19 protein-coding genes, 3 tRNA genes and 1 pseudogene are annotated in these 22,594 nt (G+C 32.5%); 13 read left to right on the top strand and 10 right to left on the bottom strand.

The window, feature by feature from the left end; genetic code table 11:
• Positions 1-3: 3 nt before the first annotated feature.
• From B4J88_RS08970 to B4J88_RS08980, 3 genes are all read left to right on the top strand, one after another.
• Positions 4-2,190 carry a polyribonucleotide nucleotidyltransferase gene (locus B4J88_RS08970; RefSeq protein WP_038333655.1) on the top strand — a complete coding sequence of 729 codons (2,187 nt, stop codon included), beginning with the start codon at positions 4-6 and terminating at the stop codon, positions 2,188-2,190.
• A gap of 251 nt (positions 2,191-2,441) precedes the next feature.
• Entirely contained in the window at positions 2,442-4,604 is a 2,163-nt protein-coding gene (locus B4J88_RS08975) for a S46 family peptidase (protein ID WP_180906340.1), read from the top strand.
• Between the two features lie 96 nt (positions 4,605-4,700).
• Positions 4,701-5,432, top strand: coding sequence for an MBL fold metallo-hydrolase (locus B4J88_RS08980; RefSeq protein ID WP_038333657.1), 732 nt, complete (start codon positions 4,701-4,703; stop codon positions 5,430-5,432).
• A 242-nt stretch (positions 5,433-5,674) separates the two neighbouring features.
• Here the strand turns inward: B4J88_RS08980 and B4J88_RS08985 are convergent, their stop codons facing one another.
• The 7 genes from B4J88_RS08985 to B4J88_RS09015 all read right to left on the bottom strand — a co-directional run bounded on the left by B4J88_RS08985 (position 5,675) and on the right by B4J88_RS09015 (position 11,416).
• Positions 5,675-5,902 carry a DUF6814 family protein gene (locus B4J88_RS08985; RefSeq protein WP_125350389.1) on the bottom strand — a complete coding sequence of 76 codons (228 nt, stop codon included), beginning with the start codon at positions 5,900-5,902 and terminating at the stop codon, positions 5,675-5,677.
• Between the two features lie 14 nt (positions 5,903-5,916).
• Positions 5,917-7,449 carry an MFS transporter gene (locus B4J88_RS08990; RefSeq protein ID WP_291067369.1) on the bottom strand — a complete coding sequence of 511 codons (1,533 nt, stop codon included), beginning with the start codon at positions 7,447-7,449 and terminating at the stop codon, positions 5,917-5,919.
• Between the two features lie 37 nt (positions 7,450-7,486).
• On the bottom strand, positions 7,487-8,719 hold the full coding sequence (locus B4J88_RS08995) for a hypothetical protein (protein WP_280051690.1): 1,233 nt from the start codon (positions 8,717-8,719) through the stop codon (positions 7,487-7,489).
• 429 nt (positions 8,720-9,148) lie between these two features.
• Positions 9,149-9,715, bottom strand: a complete 567-nt coding sequence (locus tag B4J88_RS09000; protein WP_114999952.1) for a pentapeptide repeat-containing protein — start codon at positions 9,713-9,715, stop codon at positions 9,149-9,151.
• 3 nt (positions 9,716-9,718) lie between these two features.
• The gene (locus tag B4J88_RS09005) at positions 9,719-9,967 is read right to left on the bottom strand and encodes a hypothetical protein (protein ID WP_114999954.1); all 249 of its coding nucleotides are present in this window, start codon (positions 9,965-9,967) and stop codon (positions 9,719-9,721) included.
• A 2-nt stretch (positions 9,968-9,969) separates the two neighbouring features.
• A complete protein-coding gene (locus B4J88_RS09010) occupies positions 9,970-10,344 on the bottom strand; it encodes a VOC family protein (RefSeq protein WP_038333665.1) in 375 nt (124 codons plus the stop codon).
• A 157-nt stretch (positions 10,345-10,501) separates the two neighbouring features.
• On the bottom strand, positions 10,502-11,416 hold the full coding sequence (locus B4J88_RS09015; RefSeq protein WP_114999956.1) for an N-acetylmuramoyl-L-alanine amidase: 915 nt from the start codon (positions 11,414-11,416) through the stop codon (positions 10,502-10,504).
• Between the two features lie 145 nt (positions 11,417-11,561).
• Here B4J88_RS09015 and B4J88_RS09020 point away from each other — a divergent pair.
• From B4J88_RS09020 to B4J88_RS09030, 3 genes are all read left to right on the top strand, one after another.
• Positions 11,562-11,645: transfer RNA gene (locus B4J88_RS09020), tRNA-Ser, on the top strand.
• Positions 11,646-11,675: 30 nt separating this feature from the next.
• Positions 11,676-11,750: transfer RNA gene (locus B4J88_RS09025), tRNA-Pro, on the top strand.
• Between the two features lie 27 nt (positions 11,751-11,777).
• Positions 11,778-11,851, top strand: a tRNA-Arg gene (locus B4J88_RS09030).
• A 976-nt stretch (positions 11,852-12,827) separates the two neighbouring features.
• Here B4J88_RS09030 and B4J88_RS09035 read toward each other — a convergent pair.
• The gene (locus B4J88_RS09035) at positions 12,828-13,079 is read right to left on the bottom strand and encodes a hypothetical protein (protein WP_291067372.1); all 252 of its coding nucleotides are present in this window, start codon (positions 13,077-13,079) and stop codon (positions 12,828-12,830) included.
• Positions 13,080-13,180: 101 nt separating this feature from the next.
• Between B4J88_RS09035 and B4J88_RS09040 the strand changes: the two genes are divergently transcribed.
• The 5 genes from B4J88_RS09040 (at position 13,181) to B4J88_RS09060 (ending at position 17,841) form a co-directional block, all read left to right on the top strand.
• Positions 13,181-13,582 carry a hypothetical protein gene (locus B4J88_RS09040; RefSeq protein ID WP_221855789.1) on the top strand — a complete coding sequence of 134 codons (402 nt, stop codon included), beginning with the start codon at positions 13,181-13,183 and terminating at the stop codon, positions 13,580-13,582.
• Positions 13,583-13,643: 61 nt separating this feature from the next.
• Positions 13,644-14,381 carry a lysophospholipid acyltransferase family protein gene (locus tag B4J88_RS09045; RefSeq protein WP_414646623.1) on the top strand — a complete coding sequence of 246 codons (738 nt, stop codon included), beginning with the start codon at positions 13,644-13,646 and terminating at the stop codon, positions 14,379-14,381.
• 9 nt (positions 14,382-14,390) lie between these two features.
• Complete coding sequence (locus B4J88_RS09050; protein WP_291067374.1) at positions 14,391-15,392, top strand: acyl-ACP desaturase; 1,002 nt, start codon at positions 14,391-14,393, stop codon at positions 15,390-15,392.
• A 101-nt stretch (positions 15,393-15,493) separates the two neighbouring features.
• Complete coding sequence (locus B4J88_RS09055) at positions 15,494-16,831, top strand: cytochrome ubiquinol oxidase subunit I (RefSeq protein WP_114999963.1); 1,338 nt, start codon at positions 15,494-15,496, stop codon at positions 16,829-16,831.
• A gap of 2 nt (positions 16,832-16,833) precedes the next feature.
• The gene (locus B4J88_RS09060) at positions 16,834-17,841 is read left to right on the top strand and encodes a cytochrome d ubiquinol oxidase subunit II (RefSeq protein WP_284583858.1); all 1,008 of its coding nucleotides are present in this window, start codon (positions 16,834-16,836) and stop codon (positions 17,839-17,841) included.
• Positions 17,842-18,086: 245 nt separating this feature from the next.
• Here B4J88_RS09060 and B4J88_RS09065 read toward each other — a convergent pair whose 3' ends face one another.
• Positions 18,087-19,334, bottom strand: a complete 1,248-nt coding sequence (locus tag B4J88_RS09065) for a GTP-binding protein (protein WP_284583857.1) — start codon at positions 19,332-19,334, stop codon at positions 18,087-18,089.
• A gap of 266 nt (positions 19,335-19,600) precedes the next feature.
• Here B4J88_RS09065 and B4J88_RS09070 point away from each other — a divergent pair, with 266 nt between their 5' ends.
• The gene (locus tag B4J88_RS09070; protein WP_312066987.1) at positions 19,601-20,722 is read left to right on the top strand and encodes a metallophosphoesterase; all 1,122 of its coding nucleotides are present in this window, start codon (positions 19,601-19,603) and stop codon (positions 20,720-20,722) included.
• Positions 20,723-20,824: 102 nt separating this feature from the next.
• A pseudogene (locus B4J88_RS09075) lies at positions 20,825-21,141 on the top strand (GNAT family N-acetyltransferase).
• Positions 21,142-21,223: 82 nt separating this feature from the next.
• Here the strand turns inward: B4J88_RS09075 and B4J88_RS09080 are convergent.
• On the bottom strand, positions 21,224-22,492 hold the full coding sequence (locus B4J88_RS09080; protein ID WP_280037926.1) for a dicarboxylate/amino acid:cation symporter: 1,269 nt from the start codon (positions 22,490-22,492) through the stop codon (positions 21,224-21,226).
• Positions 22,493-22,594: the final 102 nt, after the last annotated feature.

Raw genomic sequence — 22,594 nt, forward strand, 5'->3', positions numbered from 1 at the left:
CGAATGATTCCACAGGCGATCACAGAAAAAATTACTCTTTCAGACGGAAGAGAAATTACAATCGAAACAGGGAAATTAGCAAAACAAGCTGACGGATCTGTGGTTGTACGCATGGGCGACACCATGTTATTAGCTACAGTTGTAGCAAACAAAGAAGCAAATCCAGGTGTAGATTTTTTACCTTTAACAGTAGATTATAGAGAAAAATTTTACGCTGCAGGACGCATCCCAGGGAATTTCTTCAGAAGAGAAGCAAAACCATCAGATGATGAAGTATTAACAATGCGTCTTGTAGACCGTGTTTTACGCCCAATGTTTCCAGAAGACTTTCATGCTGAGGTTCAGGTCATGATCTCACTTATTTCTTACGACAAAAATGTAATGCCAGAAGCTTTAGCTGGTTTAGCTGCATCAGCAGCCATTGCAATTACAGATATTCCTTTCACATTAATTTCAGAAGCTCGCGTTATTCGTTTGAATGGTGAGTTAATGATTAATCCTTCAAAAGAACAATTAGACCAAGCAGATATCGACATTATGGTTGGTGCTTCTAAAGATTCTGTTGTAATGGTAGAAGGGGAGATGAGCGAAATTTCTGAACGTGAAATGTTAGACGCAATTGAATTTGCTCATGCTGAGATTAAAAAACAAATTGAAGCACAAGAAAGTTTAGCAGCGAAAGTAGGTAAATCTTTACCAAAACGTGAATATAGCCACGAAACACACGACGAAGAAATTCGCGAAAAAGTATGGGCTTATGGATATGATAAATTTTATGATATCGCTAAACACCCATCTGATAAACACGAAAGAGGTGATAAATTTGCTCAAGTTGAAGCAGATTTCTTAGCTCAATACGAAGGAGATGAAGAAGAGTTAGCTCGTGTAACTCCTTTTGCTCACATTTACTTCCACGATGTACAAAAAGAAGCTGTACGTCAATTAATCTTAAACGAAGGAATTCGTTTAGATGGACGTGATCCAAAAACGATTCGTCCAATTTGGACAGAAGTTGATTATTTACCATCAACTCATGGTTCTGCAATCTTCACACGTGGGGAAACTCAAGCATTAGCTACAGTAACTTTAGGTTCTTCTAAAGATGCTAATATGGTTGATGGAGTTGTAACAAACTTCGACGAAAAATTCTTTTTACACTATAATTTCCCTCCATTCTCAACAGGTGAAGCTCGTCCATTAAGAGGAACTTCTCGTCGTGAAGTTGGTCACGGAAACTTAGCACAACGTGCTTTAGCGCAAATGTTACCTGACGATTGTCCTTATACAGTTCGTATTGTTTCTGAAGTATTAGAATCTAACGGTTCTTCTTCTATGGCAACAGTTTGTGCAGGAACATTAGCAATTATGGACTCTGGTTTACAAATGAAGAAACCAGTTTCAGGTATTGCAATGGGGTTAATCACAGATACTAAATCAGGGAAATTTACAGTATTGTCTGATATCTTAGGAGATGAAGATCACTTAGGAGATATGGACTTTAAAGTAACAGGAACTGCAGACGGTATCACAGCTTGTCAAATGGATATTAAAGTACAAGGTTTATCTATGGAAATCATGGAAACAGCTTTGTTACAAGCAAAAGAAGGTCGTGAGCACATTTTAGGTAAATTATTAGAAACTTTACCAGCACCTCGTCCACAATTGAAACCAAATGCACCAAAAGTTGTTGTAATTGAAATTCCTAAAGAATTCATTGGAGCAGTAATCGGACCTGGAGGAAAAGTAATTCAAGAAATGCAAAAAGAAACTGAAACAGTTATTGCAATTACTGAGTTAGATACAACAGGACGTGTAGAAATCAATGGTGTGATTCAAGAAAACATCGATCGTGTTGTAGAAAGAATCAAACAAATTGCTTTCGTTCCAGAAGTTGGTGAAACATATCATTCAGTTGTAAAATCTATCAAACCATTTGGAGCGTTTGTAGAGATTGCAAAAGGAGTTGAAGGTTTAGTTCACATTTCTGAATTAGAGCACAGACGTCTTGAAAAAGTTGAAGATTCTGTAAACATCGGTGATAAAATTGATGTTAAATTCTTAGGTTACGATGATAAAAAGAAAATGAAATTATCTCGTAAAGCTTTGTTGCCAAAACCAGAGAGAACAGAAAAACCTGCTAAATCAGCAGAGAAAAAAGAGGATAAACCTCAAGATAATAAAGAAGCTTAATTAAGTTTTGATATAAAGTAAAAAGTCCGAGATTTTCTCGGATTTTTTTGTTCTATAAAACCAATCATAACCTAAAGTAGATTAATGATTTTAATTTTTACTTTCACGATTCAAATTTTGTGTTAATTAAATAAAAATAATCTTTTTTTAACAATAAAACCTCAGTAAAACTTTATTAAATACTTAAAGATTAGGAGAACTTCAGATAATCAATTATTTTAGCAATTCGTAAAATTGAAGACAAACAAATAATGAAAAAATTTTTATTATCCACGCTTTTAGTGGTTATGCTTTTTCCTTTTAAAGTGAAAGCTGACGAAGGAATGTGGTTTTTGATGTTCATCGAGCGTCTGAATCACCGTGATATGCAAAAACAAGGTTTACAATTAACTTCAGAAGAAATTTATAGTATCAACAATAACTCTTTAAAAGATGCTATTGTACAATTTGGTGGTGGATGTACTGCTGAAATGGTTTCTGGACAAGGTTTAGTTTTGACAAATCACCACTGTGGTTATGGTGCTATTGCTGAATTATCTGCTCCAGAACATGATTACTTAAAAGATGGTTTTTGGGCGAAAGATAAAGCTGCTGAGTTAAAACCAAAAAGCTTAAAAGTACGTTTCTTCGTTCGTATGGATGATGTTTCTAAACGTATTTTAGGTGTTGTAAATGATAAAATGTCTGAGTTAGATCGTGAAAAAGCGATTAACCAAGAGATTGCAAAAATTGAAAAAGAGAACAGTGAAAACGGAAAATATGTTGTTTCTGTTCGTTCATTCTTCCAAGGAAATGAATATTACTATTTTGTTTACCAAGACTATGAGGATGTACGTTTAGTAGGAACACCTCCAAGTTCTATTGGAAAATATGGTGGAGATACAGATAACTGGGAATGGCCACGTCACACAGGAGATTTCTCTATGTTCCGCGTATATGGTGACAAAGATGGAAATCCTGCAGCTTATTCTACAAGCAATGTTCCGTTGCAACCAAAACATCATTTACCAGTTTCTTTAAAAGGATATCAACCAAATGATTTCGCTATGATTTTAGGTTATCCAGGTCGTACAAATCGTTGGATGCCAGCGCAAGGTGTTGCTCAAAATGTAGAGTACGCTTATCCTGCATGGGTTGAAGCTTCTAAAGTGACAATGGATCAAATGAAAAAATATATGGAGCAAAATCAAAAAGTAAATATTGATTATGCTTCTAAATATGCTGGAGTTGCGAACTATTGGAAAAATCGTGATGGAATGATCGAAGCTTTAAAACTTCACGGAACTGTTGCGAAGAAAACAAAAGAAGAAGAAAAATTCAATAAATGGGCTCTAAAAGGAGCAAACAAAGCCGAATATGGTGATGTTGTTTCGAATTTGAATAATTATTATGCGAAAACAAATTTAGATGCTCGTCATAACAATTACATCAACATTTTATTGCGTTACTCAACTTTAGCAAGTGCGCCATATTCTATTGGAAAAGCATTAGAAAACTATGCAGCAGCGAATGATGCAAAACGTGATGAAATGCGTCCGAAAATTCAGAATGCAATCAATGCATATTACGAAAAAATGTATTTACCTTTAGAAAAAGATTTATTGGCTGCTCAATTAAATCTTTATGCTTCTAAAGCGAGCGAAGCTGGTTTAGCGCCTTATGTTGCTGATTTAGCGAAGCAAAATAACAAGAACTTTACAGCTTATGTAAATGATGCTGTTGAAAGAAGTTTCTTCGCTGATCAAAAACAAGTTGAGAATTTCTTAATTTCTCCAGATGTAGAAGTCTTGAAAAAAGATCCTTTATATGTTTTGTCAAATGCTTTAGTAGAAAGAGCTTCTAAGCAAACTGATGAACAAGCAAAATTGAATGATGTTTATTCTAAAAACTTCCGTTTATTGGTAAAAGGTTTACGTGAGTCTAAAATCGGAAATATTTTATATCCAGATGCTAACTCTACGTTACGTTTAACTTACGGTTCTATTCAAAATTTACCAAAAAGTACAAATCCAAAACGTCAACCAGATGTTGCTTCTAACTATTTCACAACATTAGAAGGTACAGTTGCAAAACACATCGCAGGTGACGAAGAGTTCGAAAATCCACAACGTTTATTAGATTTAGCGAAAGCGAAAGATTATGGACAATATGGAGATAAAGATGGATATTTACACGTAAATTTCTTATCAAACAATGATATTACAGGAGGTAACTCTGGTTCTCCGGTAATGAATGGTAAAGGTGAATTAATCGGTATTGCATTCGACGGAAACATTGAAGCAATGGCTGGTGACGTTATCTTTGATCCTAAATTACAACGTACGATTTCTGTAGATATTCGTTATGTTTTATGGGTTGTTGATAAATTTGCTGGAGCAAAACACATCGTTGATGAAATGACAATTGTAAAATAAGATTTGAATCATAATAATTTTTAAGGCTTCCTATTTTGGAAGCCTTTTTTTGTAGAGAGAATCTAAACGAATTACCTTTGTAAAAAATAAAAGTAAATGAAAGTTATTCCTCTTTTAGAAGGTGTTTTTCATGTTGATGCAAAAAAAGAGTTTCATTATTTAGGTGATAATATTGATGTTAAAAATCCCGCTGACGGATATAATCTTATTGTTCGTCCATTTTTGATACAAATTGGAGATGAAAATATTTTGATTGATTGTGGTTTCGGAACTGAAGTAGATTGTGAACCTATCATTCTAAAAAAATTACGCGAATATAATATTAATCCAAATCAAATTACGAAAGTATTGATTTCGCATTTACATAAAGATCATATCAACGGAATTGGAAATTGGGTAGGGGATCAGTTTGTATGTAACTTTCCTGAAGCAAAAATTTATATTCAACAACGCGAGTATGATTATGCGGTTGTTCAAACAAATAATTCTTATAACTATGATCGTTTAGAAAAGTTGAAATCATTCAAAAATATTGTATGGATGAATGATGATAGTGGAAATATAACGGATAATATCAAATTCGAAGTAACAGGAGGACACGTTCCGTTTCAACAAGTTTTTTGGATCAAAGAAAATGATGAAATTGTATTTTATGGAGCTGACAATCTACCTCAATTAAATTATTTTAAATATCATGCTGCTTTCAAGAATGATGTAGATGGTGTAAAAGCGATGGAAGATCGTTTGCGGTGGGAAGTTGATGCGAAAACAGAACACTGGAAAATACTTTTCTATCACGGAAAAAGAACAGATATAAAACAATTTTAGAAATTATATTATAAATGAAAAGCTTTGTATTTGCAAGGTTTTTTGTATTTGAATTATATTTCAGTTTAACTTCGAGTACCTTTGTTGATTTTAAAATTAATTGACATAAACTATGCTAAAACTCTTAAAAAGATATTAACGTTTTATGATTTGTTTTTTATGGATTTAATAAAAACGTTTATTGAAAATACATTTTATATAAAAAATCCCCAACATGTGTTGAGGATTTCGTGTGTAGTTTTTTACATTTTTTCTTCGCTATATTCGCCGAGTAAAGCATAATATCCAAAAAGTGCCATTCCAATAACTATAATTGGTGTAAGGACAAATAGAATAATAATTCCGAATACTAAATCATCTTGCGAACCTGATGATAATTTTGGAATTCCAAATTCCATGATACAAAAGTAGGCTAAAACAAGTGATAATGCGATCCAAACGATTCCTAATATTTTTTTAATTGTTTCCATTTCTAATTAGTTTTTTAGTTAACATTTCTGTCTTTATTACTGATATAAATTGCTCCGATGATAAAACAAACAGCCGCAATTCCAATAGGATACCAAAGACCCTCTAAGTAAAACTGTGGATCTCCGTTGTTTTTGGCATTTGTTACCAAATAAGTAGAAACAGCAGGTAAAAGACCTCCAAAAATTCCGTTTCCTACGTGGTAAGGCAAAGACATTGATGTATATCTAATTTTAACAGGGAACATTTCTACTAAGAACGCAGCAATTGGACCATAAACCATTGTGATAAAAATAATTTGAATCCAAATTAATCCAACTAATTTCCATTTATCACCACTATTAATATGTGTCGATTTTTTTACAATTTCACTTACTTTTCCATCTACAATTTTTGCTTGACCATTTTCTAAATGAAGCGTTGTAACTTGTTTGTAAGTTGTACCATCTGTAAATGATTTTTGAATTGTATAAATAGAATCAGATTTTTCGTCAATATTTTTGATTTCAGTTTTTTCAATTGTTTGTGCTGCAATCACTTCCTTGTTTTCAAGATTTGTTGTTTGATACATTGATTCGTAAATTGGTCGATACGAGAATACTGCGACAATCATTCCGATTAACATCACCCATTTTCGACCAACTTTATCACTCAACCATCCAAAGAATACAAAGAAAGGTGTACCAAATAATAAAGCAATTCCTAACAAAGAATCTACTTGATCAGATTCTACATTCATCACCGTTTTCATGTAGCTCATCGAGTAAAACTGACCTGTATACCACACGACTCCTTGTCCCATTACAGCTCCAAAAAGTGCTAATAAAACGAATTTCATGTTGTAACGATTCCCGAAAGATTCTTTCAAAGGATTTTTAGAAGTTGTTCCTTCATCTTTTGCTTTTTTGAAAGCTGGCGATTCATCCATGTTTTTACGAATCAAATATGAGACGTAAACCATCAAAATTGATAAAATAAATGGAACTCGCCATCCCCATAGGTCAAATTGTTCTTCTGATAATAATGTTTTCGTTAATAAAATAACCAATAACGAAACAAATAAACCAACTGTAGCAGTCGTTTGTATCCAAGAAGTCCAATATCCTCTTTCTCCGTTTGGTGCGTGTTCTGCTACATATGTTGCAACACCTCCATATTCGCCTCCAAGTGCTAAACCTTGTAATAAACGTAAGATTAATACTAATAAAGGTGCGATAAACCCGATTGATTCGTAAGATGGAATACATCCTATTAAAAAAGTTGCTCCTCCCATTAATACTAAAGTTGCCATAAATGTATATTTACGACCAATAATATCTCCTAATCGACCAAAGAATAACGCGCCAAATGGACGTACAACAAATCCAGCAGCAAATGTTGCTAATGTTGATAAAAAGGCAGCTGTAGGATTGTCAGCAGGGAAAAATTTAGTAGAAATTACAACAGCTAAACTTCCAAAAATAAAGAAGTCATACCATTCAATTAGCGTTCCCATCGAGGAAGCACCAATCACTTTCCAGATTGTTTTTTTGTTAGCAGTTTCGCTCATAAATAATGTGTTTTTGTGTTAATTCTTGTGTGTTTTTTTATAATAATATCATTGCTTGTATTGTTATCATGTCGTCCATGTGTTTTGGTTGATCGAAAGATTTTTGATATTCTACAGAAATTTTAGCATTCTGACCATCAATGTACCAGTTTCCACCTAATTTTAATTCGTTTGCAGGTTTCACTAAACCTTTGAAATCTCTGTAAGAATACCCTACATACGGCTGAATTCTATTGCGGAATTTCCCTTCGCCTTCTTTGAGGTTTTTAGGTAGTAAATACCCAACATGTCCAGAAAATTGGTTTCCATCTCCTACAACATTACCTTGTACATAATTTTCGCCCATGTCCGAATTTTGATATTTCGCATAAGCTGTCATCGAAGATGATTTTCCAATTGGAGCATCGTAGAACGCATCAATAGCAAGATGAGTTACATTTTCTCCAATCAAATTATCATTTTCTTTTTTGACAATCGCATTGCTTTGATTAAAAAATCCTGCTCCGATATTGAATACTTTTTTAGTTCCTAAATAGGTTCCAACGCGATAAGGTAAAGCATTCGATTCTTGATCTAAGAATTGATAATCAAAATAACCTGAAACTGCATATTTACCTTCTCCAAGTATCGCTTTTCCCAAATATTTTTCTTGTCCGTTTTGTAAAACTGTCGAAGAGTTTCCGTCCAAAGTATTCGTAATAGCATCACTTAATGCTAAACGATAATTTAGTTTTCCAATTCGCCCTTTAGCAAACATTCCCAAATGATTTGAAAATTGATCAGACAAACCAAGTGTTGACCAGTCAGCTCTGTTATTATCTAAGGTCAACATATTGATAGAACCTTGACCATTTCCACGAGAAATTCCACCAAAATTGTGAACTCCAGCACCAATTGCTAAATTGTTTGTTACCTTATATTGTAAAAACATTTCATGCAAGAAAAACGATACATCTGTACTTTTTCCCATCGGAGAAAGATTATTATCATAGATTCCATTTGCACCAAAATGTGTTAAAATCATAAATCGATCATTGATTTGTGAATAAGCAAGAACGCGCGCTCGTTTGATAGAAAATCCATCATTGGCGTGTTTTCCTTCGTAATCCTGAAACCAAGTTTGTCCCCAAAGAATAAATCGGACATATTTACTTCCTTCTGGATTTAATTTAACGACCAAACCGCCGTCATATTCAGAAGCATATTGAGCCTTCAATTCCGTGGCTCCAAAAATGGATAGTAGAGCAATTGCGACAAAAATTTTTTTCATTTTTTAATAAATGGTGTTAGCTGTACATTATTTGTGATTTTGTATTGACTTAATTAATAGACTTAAGTTTATCTAAAATAATGTATTGAATAATAATAATGCTTTTTTTGATAAAGAATTTCTTTTTTATTTTATTAGTGTAAATAATACGCTAATATTTTTTTTAATTTCTTAAAAAAATGTCAAGAAAAGTTTTAAGTTGATAATCTGAGTTGGATTTATTTCAGAAAATTTATCAAAAAAAGATGCAATAATAATCTTATTATTTATTAAATCAAGAAATAATTATTGACTAATTGATAAAATATAGAAGTAATTTATTCTAAAATGTTATGATTTAGTAAAATATAATCTGAAATTATTTATTCTGATTAGAATAGTATAAGTAGAAAGCATAAAAAAGGTTTCGATTTTATTCGAAACCTTTTTTTAATTTATTGTAATTCTAAGATAATCTAATAATCCAACACAATTTTCTTTGGAAAACTGCGCGCCTTTCAATTGATTATCATTCGGATTTATCGTGAAATTATAAGCCGTTTTGAAGTAGGCTTGCTTTAAATTGGTCTGATAGAAAATGGTGTGAGCCAAATTACAATTCATAAAATAAGCTTGACTAAGATCTGCGAAAGAAAATTCTACATTTTGTAAAGAACAATTGCTAAACTTTGTCTTTTTTAGCGGTAATTCATAAAAAGATGAGTCGTTTAACGTACAATTTTCAAATGAAATGCTTAACCCAAATTTGTTCGAATTTTCGAGATTAAAACCTATCATTTTACAATTCATAAACTCAACTTGCTGAAAGCTTGTGTTTTCTAAAGTTACATTACTCAAATTACATTCGATAAATTGACATTGAATAAATTTGATATTGCTTAAATCTAATCCATTCAAATCACAATTTATAAACTCGCAATTCTCGTATTCACCAGCTATATTTTGATTTTCTGAGAAATTAATTTGTTCAAATTTTTCTTCGAAATGATAATCCATAAGCTATTTTTTTACGATCAAGTTTCTTAAGGCTAACCAGAAAATCATCACAATCATGTTAATGTAAATAGTAACTTTTAGTTGATCGATTTGCGAACAAAGATTTTTTCCTGTTACAGTAGAAATACAAGTGTCAACTCCGTCGGTTTCATATTTTATACTAACCATAGTGTTAATAATCATGTAAAAAACAATTGGAATAATAAGAATAATTATCGCTAAAATAATGTTGTAATATCGTTTTGAGATCATAATTAATCTTCGAATGTAACTTCTATTTCTTGTCCAAATTGTAAGATATAACCATTGTTGTCGTAGATCGCAAACTCGCGCATATCCCATTCAAAGGTCTCAATTTCATATACAACTTCGCAATCATCTTTTACTTGATTCCACAACTCGTCTACATTGTCTACAACAAAATAAAAAGAGCCTGTGAAATTTGCTCGTTCAAAATCTGCTCCTTCATTTGGATAAGCCAACATAATTTCTACATCGTCTTTTTGCAAGCAAGCCCAAATCCAATCTTCATTTTGATCAGCAATCTTAAATCCTAATTTTTTATAGAATTTTGTTGTTTTTTGTAAATCTTTCGTCCAAATAATTGGGCGCAAACTTTTAAAAGCCATGTTATATTATTTTGGATAAAATTACTTCAATTTTTCTTAACTCTCAATTCCATTTTTAATGAAAATTATGCTATTTATTCATATTATTTTACCGAAAGTTTATTCCATAAAAAAACTCCTAACACGTAGGAGTTTCGTACTATAAATCAATTTTGATTTACGGATTATATTTTTTGTTTAATGCTTTCAAGATTGCCCAAGTTTCAGCATCTACAACTCCATCGTATTTTTCTGGACGGAAATGCATCTGAAATGCCACAATTGCATTTTTTGTTTGCGCGTCTATCATTCCATTTGTAGGAACGTTGTACCCATATTTCTTAAGATCAGTTTGCACTTGTGTGATAAAAACGGAACTTGTTGTATCCCAAGGATATTGTTGCATAAATACATACTTGTCTGTATCATCGTACCAAGCACCAACACCGTAATCTGTATATAATTTTTTCCAAGGGAAAAGTGGACCCGGATCTGGTTTTCTTCCTGGCGCAACATCAGAATGCCCAATTACATTAAAAGGAGAAATATTATAACGTTTTACAATATCTTGTGTCAATTCACCTACTTTTTTGATTTGATAATCTGGATAAGGCGTGTAATTTGGATAAGCATCCGTTCCTTTGTTTCCAAGATTAACGATTTCGATACCAATAGAAGAAAAGTTTATATTATCCAATCCTTTCCAACTACTAACACCTGCATGCCATGCACGTTTTGTTTCGTCAACTAAAAGATTAATTGTTTTGTCATCATAATCATTTACCAAATAATGTGCACTTACATCTTTCTGAGTCAATACTTTTAACGATAACTCTGTGTTGATTGCTGTGTAGTGTAACACTAAAAATCGTACACGTTCATCTTGCGAAATAGATGGATAATAATCTGTTGTCACCTTGTACTTGTCGAGTTTTGCAGCTCGAGTCATTTCCGGTTGATCTGTTTTTGAATTGATAATGACTGTGTCACGAATTACTTTTGTAATTGTTTTTGGTGGAACTGTTTTAGTTGCACAACTAGCCAAAATAAAAAAACAAGAAATTGCCGAAAATACTAATCCTTTAAAATTCATTCTTTTAGTTCTAAATAGTCTTTTGAATAGCCAAAATTAAGCCAAATAATTTAATTTTTTTTCTAAAAAGACTTGTTTTGCAATAAAAGTCAATATATATTTGCAACCGCTTTATGAGACTAATCAGTCTTATTTTTAAAAGTTAGGAGAGGTGCCAGAGCGGTAATGGAGCAGATTGCTAATCTGTCATCGGGAAACCGATGCCAGGGTTCGAGTCCCTGTCTCTCCGCTTTTTTAAAGCTTGTAATAAAACACCATTCGGGGTGTAGCGTAGCCCGGTCATCGCGCCTGCTTTGGGAGCAGGAGGTCGCAGGTTCGAATCCTGCCACCCCGACGAATTTTAATAATAAAATTTTGGATTGGTCCAGTAGCTCAGCTGGATAGAGCAACTGCCTTCTAAGCAGTAGGTCTCAGGTTCGAATCCTGACTGGATCACAATCTAAAGAAAACCCACACTGGTTATCAGTGTGGGTTTTTTATTTATTTCTGATTTATTATAGTTTAATTTTCAAGTGAATTGTAAATCACTATTTTCAGTGAGATGCTTTATGTAATGTTTACTTATTTTTATTTTAAATAAATTGTATGAATCAACCAACTAGAATTAAAATATTAAGAATATTTTTAGGATTGACAATATTCTTTTTTTTCTGTTTTATAATTATGTTTAGTATTAATGGAACTGAAATAGCAAGAAGTCAAATTTTTTTGTTTGATTTTATAGCATTTACAGGAATTTTATCTTTTATTTTGTGTCCACTTTTTTCAATAATATCCATTATTTTTAACTATAAAAACTGGATATTATATCTTGTATTACTTCTAAGTTTTATTCCTTATTTTGGAATTTCAAAACTATTTGAACATGCTAATTTCGGAGGAAGTTTTTAATAAAATTTCGTCTTTCTAAATATGATTTTTCATTTTTATACTCAAACGTATTCATACATAAACTGATTATAAATTTTTATCTTTTCGTAACCAATGATAAAATGACTTATTTGGTATTTTGTTGATTTTTCAAAAAACGAAGACTTATAAAGATACTAAAAAAAGTTAGAATACTTACAAAAAAACATTTTTGTGTCCGCATTTGTCCACATTTGTCCGGTTTTGTCCACATCTGTCCTATTATTATTTATTCAATAAAGGTAACAAGAAAAATAAAATTCTTTTCTACGCCTCTATTTATCATGTTTTTGAGCAATATAGATTTTTAGTTGTTTTTTAGCTTGTTCGACTGTTGTTCGACCATCCTTCGACCGTTGTTCGACGAAACGGCATTTTCGTCGAACAACGGTCGAAGAAACCTCGAAGGAAAGTAGAAGAAAAAATGTAGAATTCTATTTTTTCAACAATGGATATTGTATTGTTATTTAATTGTGTTTTTAGGGGAAATTATTTTATCACATTATTGTAAAACATCTTTCCCTTTTTCACTCAACTGCTTAAAGTTAATTGCAGGAATAGTTGGATTCAATTCAGATTTGAAATTGGTAACACTTGGCGTTTCAAAAAAATCTAATTCGTATAAACCATCTTCCACGAATTGACAATCATCAGTTAAAATATAGATTTTAGGAAAACTTGGTTTTCGTTCTATTTTTACTTTTTTGATGTTATTTTGATCCGTAAAAACTTCTCCTTTCTTTGTGTTCGCCATTGTTTCTTATTTAGAGAACAAATTTCTTAATAAAATTGAATATTTAAAAAATCAATCCGTAATATTCAAAATATTTCTACCTTCGTTACAAATAAAACCACGTGAAATATACAATTCAAGCAATACTTTTGTTTTTTGTTTTAGGATTAACAAGTTGTTTACCAACCAAAACAGTTTCCGAAACTAAAGTTGTGACTTCAGAAATTAGCGATTTGTCGGGTAAATGGAATATAAATGATGGAGGAGATTACATTATTTTTGAAGATGCAACGAAAAAAATGGTAATGAAAACGGTTTGCGGAATTATTACGGCTGATTATACCAAAATAGATCAAGCTATAATTTTTAATCATTTAAAACAAGTGAATTCTGATTGCGAAATTCCTCAAAATTTGATTCAAAATTTGCAAAAAACTGCATATTTTAAAGTAAAATCATCAAATCAAATTACTTTTTATGATGAAGCTCATCAAGAAAAGCTAACTTTGAAATTAATAAAGTAAATCGCCTAGAAAAATATATTATGCTTAGCATAATTTTTTATTAAATTTGTCTAAATTTCTAATGTTGAAGAAAATTTTAAGTTATCCGTTATCTATAATCTTTTATATTTTTTATGGATTAACGTTGTTGGTAATGCATGTTGTGCAATGGTTGTGCTACAATTTGGGAGGTTATGCTGCTCATCACAAAAGTGTAAAAGTGATGAATGGTCTTTTGGTTTTTTGGACAAGAATTTTGGGTACAACGTATACCTATAAAGGAAGAGAAAATTTGAAACAAAATGTACCATTGATTTTTGTGAGTAATCACCAAAGTATGTATGATATTTCTCCGTTGGAATATGATTTGGCTGATTATCATCCTAAGTTTATTTCGAAAATAGAATTGGGAAAAGGAATTCCCAGTGTATCGTACAATTTAACGCATGGAGGTTCTGCATTAATCGATCGTAAGAACGGAAAACAAGCAATAGAGGAAATAAAAAAATTAGCGCAATACATTCAGAAAAATAATTATTCAGCTATTATTTTTCCAGAAGGTACAAGAAGCAAAAATGGAGTACCAAAGGCTTTCAAAGAGAATGGATTGAAAGTTTTGACGAAATATGCTAAAGACGCTTATGTTGTTCCCGTTACGTTAAATAATACGTGGGAAATTGAAAAGTGGGGTAAATTCCCGATGTATTTGGGCGCGAAAGTAACGATACAATACCATAACCCCTTAAAAGTGAGTGAATATAAGTTTGATGAAATATTCGAGCTTACCGAAAAAACTGTAAAAAGTAGTATAACCGCATAAAATAATTATATGTCAATAAAAAATGTTCGCCTGGAAGTAATGCAATTTCTTGAGAAAGATATTGATGCTTATATGGACAAATTCTTAGTTCCAGCCGATAAAATTTGGCAACCAACAGATTTTTTACCGAATTCTCAAACAGATTCTTTTTTTGATGAAATCAAAGAATTACAAGAGCTTTCGAAAGATTTGCCAGATGATTTCTGGATTACATTGATTGGAGATACCATTACCGAAGAAGCTTTGCCAACTTACGAATCTTGGTTGATGCAGATGGATGGAGTAGTAGCTGAAGAAGGAAATTACCTAGAAAATGGTTGGGCAAAATGGATTCGCCATTGGACTGGAGAAGAAAATCGTCACGGTGATGTTTTGAATAAATTTTTGTATTTATCAGGACGTATCAATATGCGCGAGGTTGAAGTAACAACGCAACATTTGATAAATGACGGTTTCGACATTGGAACAGCTCACGATCCTTACAAAAACTTTGTTTACACAAGTTTCCAAGAATTAGCAACTTATGTATCGCATAATAATGTATCAGCAATTGCAAAAAAATACGGAGCGAAAAAATTATCGCGCATGTGTAAAATCATTGCAGGAGATGAAATGCGTCACCATTTAGCTTATACTGAATTCGTTCGTCGTATTTTCGAAGCTGATCCTTCAGAAATGATGTTAGCTGTTCAACATATGTTCAAACTTAAAATTGTAATGCCAGCACATTTCTTAAGAGCTTCTGGAGAAGAAAGAGGAACTTTGTTTGATGCTTTCTCAGATGCAGCACAACGTATTGGCGTGTACACAGCATTTGATTATATCGATATTATGCGAAAATTAATTGAAGCTTGGCAATTGGATAAAATCTCTGGATTGAATGCCGAGGCTGAAAAAGCAAGAGATTATATCATGAAATTCCCAGATAGAATGGATAGAATTTCACAACGTATTGTGATTCCTGAAGATGGACCACAATTCAAATGGTTATTACCAGCTACGTCTAAATAGATTATTATAATCAAAATCATATAAAAAGAGGCAATTCAAAATCGAATTGCCTCTTTTTATTTAGTAACTTTAACCAACAAACAAATTATAAACAACTACTTATGGACGATTTTATTGCTGCCAGAAGTCAAATGGCGATGTCGCTTGCCTTTCACATTGTTTTTTCGTGTGTTGGAATGGTGATGCCGTTTATGATGGCAATCGCTCACTACAAATACCTCAAAACTAAAAACGAAATTTACAAAGGGTTAACCAAAGCTTGGAGTAAGGGAGTTGCAATTTTATTTGCTACGGGAGCAGTTTCTGGTACAATGCTTTCGTTTGAGTTAGGATTATTGTTTCCTAAATTTATGGAACACGCTGGACCAATTTTCGGAATGCCATTTTCGTTAGAAGGAACAGCTTTTTTTATTGAAGCCATTGCTTTAGGTTTTTTCCTTTATGGTTGGGACAAATTCAATAAATGGTTTCATTGGATTTGTGGTGTAATTGTAGGGATTAGTGGTTTAGCTTCAGGGATTTTGGTTGTTGCTGCAAATGCTTGGATGAATTCTCCGTCAGGTTTCGATTTTATAAATGGCGAATATTTAAACATAGATCCTGTAAAAGCTATGTTCAACGATGCGTGGTTTTCACAAGCGTTGCACATGACAATTGCAGCTTTTTGTGCGACTGGATTTGCGGTTGCGGGTTTACATGCTTATCTTATTTTGAAAGGTAAGAATGTAAATTTTCATCGCGAAGCATTCAAAATTAGTTCTGTTTTAGCGATTACAGCAGCAATGTTAGCACCTTTGAGTGGTGATATTTCGGCGAAAGATGTAGCAAAACGTCAACCGATTAAATTGGCTGCGATGGAAGCGCATTTCAAAACAGAAGAAAGTGCTTCATTTGTTTTGGGTGGAATAGTGGACGAATCAAAAGAAGAGATTAAATATGCGATAAAAGTTCCGGGTGTATTGAGTTTCTTGGTTCATTCAGATTTCAAAACACCTGTAAAAGGTCTAGAAGAATTTCCGAAAGATGAATGGCCGCCTGTGGCAGTTGTACATTATGCTTTTCAGATTATGATAACATTCGGAATGTTGATGATGGGAATAGCTGTTATTTATTTGATTGCGCAATTTTTTAAGAAAGATTGGCGAACAAAACGCTGGTTTTATAAATTGTTTATGATTGCGACACCTTTCGGATACATCGCTTTAGAAGCAGGTTGGACGGTAACAGAAGTCGGTCGTCAACCGTGGATTATTTACGGAATTATGCGAACGGTAGATTCCATCACGCCAATGCCAGGAATACAATATTCGTTTTACATTTTCACGTTTGTATTCATTACATTGTCCATTATTTTAGTGTTCTTAATGAATCGACAAATACAAATGGTTGCGAAGCTTTACGATCCAGAAGATCCAAATTATAAACCAGAAAAACATTAAGTATGATTTACGTAGTAATAGCATTTTTGTGGGTTGCCATCTGTTTATATTTAATTTTAGGTGGAGCAGATTTCGGTGCTGGAATTGTCGAATTATTCTCTGAAAAGAGTTACAAAAAACGTACGCAGAAGATTATGTACAATTCGATTGGACCTATTTGGGAAGCAAATCATATGTGGTTAATCATTGCCATTGTAATTTTGTTTGTCGGTTTTCCTAAGGTTTATGCAGATGTTTCTAATTATTTACATATTCCGTTAGTGATTATGTTGTTAGGAATCATAGCGCGTGGAACATCGTTTACGTTTAGAAATTATGATGCAATCAATGATAAATGGCACAATCTGTACGATGTCATTTTTACCTATTCAAGTGTTGTGACGCCTTTGTTTTTGGGAATAATTGCAGGATCTATCGTTTCAGGAAGTATTGATGATAATGCATTTTCGTTTCAAGATGCATATATATTTTCGTGGCTAAGTTGGTTTAATTTTTCAGTTGGAATTTTTACTGTTGTGATTTGTGCTTTCTTGGCTTCGGTTTATTCAATTCAAACTGTTAAAAACGAAGAAGATAAAGTGATTTTAAGAAAACGTGCGAAGCTTTATACAGCTTTAATTTTTGTTGCTGGTGCATTGGTATTTGCAGTTTCACTTTGGAAAAACATTCCATTATTTAGTTGGATAACATCAGAAATTTACGGTTATATCGCAATTGCAATTGCTTCAATTTCGATTGTATTATTACTTTCAGCCTTAAATAAAGCGAAGGATTCTTTGTTGAAAGTTTACGCAGGAATTATTGTGATGATGATTTTATTTGCGGCAACTTATTCGCATTTTCCAAATTTGGTATTATTTAAAGATGGTTCAACATTATCTTTATTAACAGATTACGGTGCGTTGAGTACGATAAATATGTTAGCTTGGGCATTATTACTCGGCTCGATATTTATTTTACCATTCTTGTTTTACTTGATTTATTCATTCAATCAAAAACAAAAAATATAAATATCCGTTCCAAATTTTATTACAAACATACTTGTTTGTAATGTTTGTCAAGAAGATTTTATTACAAACACATCTGTTTACAATCAACTGAGTCCTCGGGATAGGATAAACATAGCTGTTTGTAATTAACCGAGCCTTAGAAAAGAACAAGTGAATTTGATAAATGAAATAAATCTATTTAAATCTTTAGAACAAGGATGATAAGAGAAGAGCCTTATTTCAATTCGAAATAAGGCTCTTTTATTTTAATTATGTTTTGCTTGCCATTCAGCAATTTCTTGCTCATTCAGCAAACAAGAGTTTAATTCTTGTGTAACTTTTTCTTTATCCAAACCTTGTCCAATGAAAACAAGTTCTATCATTCGATCTCCCCATTCTTTCGACCATTTGGCTTCAATCGTTTTTTGATTAAATTGATACGCTGCAAACTGAATTCTTTCGTCATATGGCATCGAGCACCACCAAGCCCCCGCAGGATCAATTCGGATACTACCACCAGCTTGACTCAAGAAAATAGCTTCATCAGGACGATTTGCTAACCAAAATAAACCTTTTGAACGGTAAATTGTTGCTGGAAAATTATCATTCAAATAGGTTAAAAAACGTTCTGCATGAAATGGAATTTTTTGTCTGTAAACAAAAGAAGTCATTCCATATTTTTCTTCCAAATGATCGTGGTGTTCGTGTGTACAATGTTCGCCACATTCTTGATCATGGTCGTGATGATGGTGATGGTGATGTTCCTCTTTTTCTTGCTCTTCTAATAATTTTACCCAGGCGTCTATATCCTGAATTTTTTCGAAATCGAATAGATTGGTATTCAAAATTTCAGTTAATTCAACGTGAGAAAAACTTGCAGGAATTATTTTAGCAGAAGGATTTAATTTTGTCACAAACGCTTCAATATTCATCAACGTTTCTTCTTCAACCAAATCCATTTTATTTAGAATAATCACATTCGAAAATTCAATTTGATCGATTAAAAGATTTACAATCGGACGATTATCGTCTCTATTTTCTGTGAAACCACGATCAAAAACATCTTCATCAGTTCCTAAATTTTTGAAGAAATTATAAGCGTCAACTACAGTTACCAACGTATCTAAACGCGCAACTTTTGGCAAATCAATTTTACCATCTGGCGAAACAAAATCCAATGACTGCGCAATAGGACCTGGATCAGAAATACCAGAACTTTCGATAACCAAATAATCATATTTCCCTGATTGTGCCAACTTCTCTATTTCTACGATCAAATCTTCTCGTAATTCACAACAAACGCAACCGTTGCTTAATTCAACCAATTTTTCATCCGTTTGAATTAAATCATTTTCGCGAGAAACCATTTGCGCATCAATATTTACTGCGCCCATATCGTTCACGATAACTGCTACTTTTAGTCCTTTTTTATTGTGTAATATATGATTAAGAAGTGTCGTTTTTCCGCTTCCAAGAAATCCAGAAAGTACCGTTACAGGTAGTCTATTTTTCATAATTTATGCTTAAAAATATGCTACAAAGTTACGTTTTTATCACGCAAATTTTTGTGTAGAATCATCTATAAATTTTATAATGTTCTGTTAAGAATTTAATAATAAATCACTGTTAGAAAGATTTCTTTTATTTTTGTTCAAAATCAAATAAAATAATGTTTGTTTATAGTGTTATCACGTCAATAATTATTTCAATCGTACTTGAAATTTACCTGTATTATAATTTTAAAAAATTCATTCAAAATAAGTATATTCTTTTCGGGAATATGCTTTTGTGGTTACTTGTTTTGGGTAATTTTGGATATAATCTAATCTTTTTTGATCGTAATGTTGGTCAAACGCAAACGACAATGTGGGCAACAGGTTTGTTTATGTTGTTTGGTTTTCCTCGAATTATTTTGGTTCTATTTTTCTTGGTTCAAGATATTTTTAGAGGCTTTGGGTGGCTATTTAATCGTGCAACAAATCATCAAACAAAAGAAGATTCTTATTTACCTTCTCGTCGAAAATTTGTAATGATTTCTGGATTAATAGTAGCTTCAATACCTTTTTTTAGTTTGATTTATGGAATGACTTTAGGAAAATATAATTTCAAGGTAATCAAGAAAAAATTGGCATATCAACGTTTACCAAAATCGTTTGATGGTTTCAAGATTTTACATATAACGGATATTCATTCGGGAAGTTTGGACAATCGTGAGAAAATAGAATATGCAGTGGATTTAATTAATCAACAAGAGTTTGATATACTATTGTTTACGGGTGATATTGTGAATAATTTTCATTGGGAAATGGACAAATGGTACGATGTTTTTTCTAAAATAAAACAAGCGCCGCACGGAAATTTTGCAGTGCTAGGAAATCATGATTATGGAGAATATTCGGATTGGAAAACGGAGGAAGAAAAGCAAGATAATTTTGAGAAAATTAAAGCGATTTTCCCTAAGATTGGAATGAAATTATTATTGAATGAAAACCGATTTATTACAAAGAATGGTGAAAAAATTGCATTGATTGGCGTTCAGAATTGGGGAACACGATTTAAGAAATTAGGTGATATTGATGCAGCTTCGAATTATGTAAATACAGAAGATTTTAAAATTGTGATGTCTCATGATCCTTCGCATTGGAATGAGATATTGAAAAATCATCCGAAACATTTTGACTTGACTTTGTCTGGACATACGCATGGAATGCAATTAGGAATTGAAGTTCCGAAAATTGGTTTGCGTTGGAGTCCGGCGCAATATGTGTATCCGCAATGGGCAGGTTTTTATGATTTTGAAGGAAAGATTATCAATGTAAATCGCGGATTTGGTTATCATTTTTACCCAGGAAGAGTAGGTGTTTGGCCAGAAATAACATTAATAGAGTTGAAATCAGTATAAAGTATTAGGAAAAAGCAATCAAAGTTTTTGATTGCTTTTTTGATGTATATCAATTCTGAAAACAGATTTTTATCGGATTATTGTCATAAAAAAAGAAATAATATGAATGAAGAATTAATTCCTTTACAGGTTGTAAAAAATGAATCAGCTTTTCGTTTTGAGCTGAATGTAGACGGATACATCGCTTTTATAGATTATAAAGAAGAAGATGATATTATCAATTGATTCATACCGAAGTTCCTGAAGAATTAGGAGGAAAAGGCGTTGCTGCTGCTTTGGTTGAAAAAACATTGGTTTATTTGGAGGAACATAAAAATCCTTTGTTTCCGTATTGTCCTTATGTATATGCCTACATCAAGAAACATCCGGAATGGAAACGAATTGTTCATCCTAAATTCTCTAACTATAACGAATTGTAATCGGTTAACGAATGAGATTATTACAAGAAATGCGACCTTAATCAGGTCGCATTTCTTGTAATATTTTTGAAAAGCAATTTATTTAAGCTTTGTGATGATCATCATCGTGTGTATATGTTTGCTCAATTGCGACGTGTCCTTCCCATTTATCAACTGCAACAGTCGATAAAGCATTTCCAAGAACATTCGTCATCGAACGAGCCATATCACAGAAATGGTCGATTGGTAAAATCAATGCGATTCCTTCTGGTGGAATTCCAAACATCGAACAAGTTGCAACCACTACAATTAATGAAGCTCTTGGCACACCTGCAACACCTTTTGAAGTAAGCATTAAGACTAATAACATCAAAATTTGTTTCTCGATCGGCATGTGAATTCCATAAACCTGCGCGATAAATAGCGACGCGAACGTCATGTACATCATCGATCCATCTAAATTGAAGGAATATCCGAGCGGTAAAGTAAACGAAATAATTTTCTTTTGAGCCCCAAATTTTTCTAATTCTTCAACTAATTTTGGGAATACAGCTTCTGATGAAGTTGTAGAGAAAGCGATTAATAATGGCGCTTTGATGTGTCTTAATAAGTCGATTACTCGTTTTCCTAAGATGAAATATCCAACCAAAATTAAAACAGCCCAAAGAAGCAAAATACCAATTACAAAGGCGATTAAATATTTAACATAAAGTAAGAATATACCGAATCCGTACGTTGCAATAGCAGCAGAAATAGTTCCTAAAACTCCTAATGGCGCAGTCCACATTACATATCCAACCATGATTAAAACGATATGCGAAATTTTATCTAACGCTTTCGTAATCATTTCGCCTTCTTTTCCATAAGCTGCCATTGCGACACCAAAGAAAATAGAGAAAACAACGATTTGTAAGATTTCATTTGTTGCAAATGATTCGAAAACAGATTTAGGAATCATATGTGTAATGAAATGTTCTAATGTAAGCGAAGCTTGACCTTTTAATAAATCTTGAGCAGAACTTGAATCGATTTCAATATTCAATCCTTCTCCAGGTTTCATTACATTGATAACAATAGCACCAATCACCAAAGAAGTAAGTGAAGCTGTGATAAACCAACCCATTGCACGTCCACCAACACGTCCAACCATTTTCATATCACCCATTTTAGCAATACCAACTACTAATGTTGAGAAAACTAAAGGCGCAATAATCATCTGAATAAGACGAATAAAAATAGTACCAAGAAGTTTTATGTTAGTCGAAAATGTTTTAATAAATTCTGGCGAGGTATTATAATGTACATATCCTCCAAGCGCAACCCCGATAAGAAGGGCAATAATAATAGCTATAAAAAGTTTATTGTTTTTCATTATGCGATTTTAAACTTTTCCAAAACTACTATTTTTTAGCAAATTATTAAGAATATAAATCAATTTATACACCAAATAAAATATAAAACCCTTTGTATGTAG

The organism is Empedobacter sp. UBA5036 (assembly GCF_002415215.1).
GTDB classification, from domain to species: Bacteria; Bacteroidota; Bacteroidia; order Flavobacteriales; family Weeksellaceae; genus Empedobacter; species Empedobacter falsenii_B.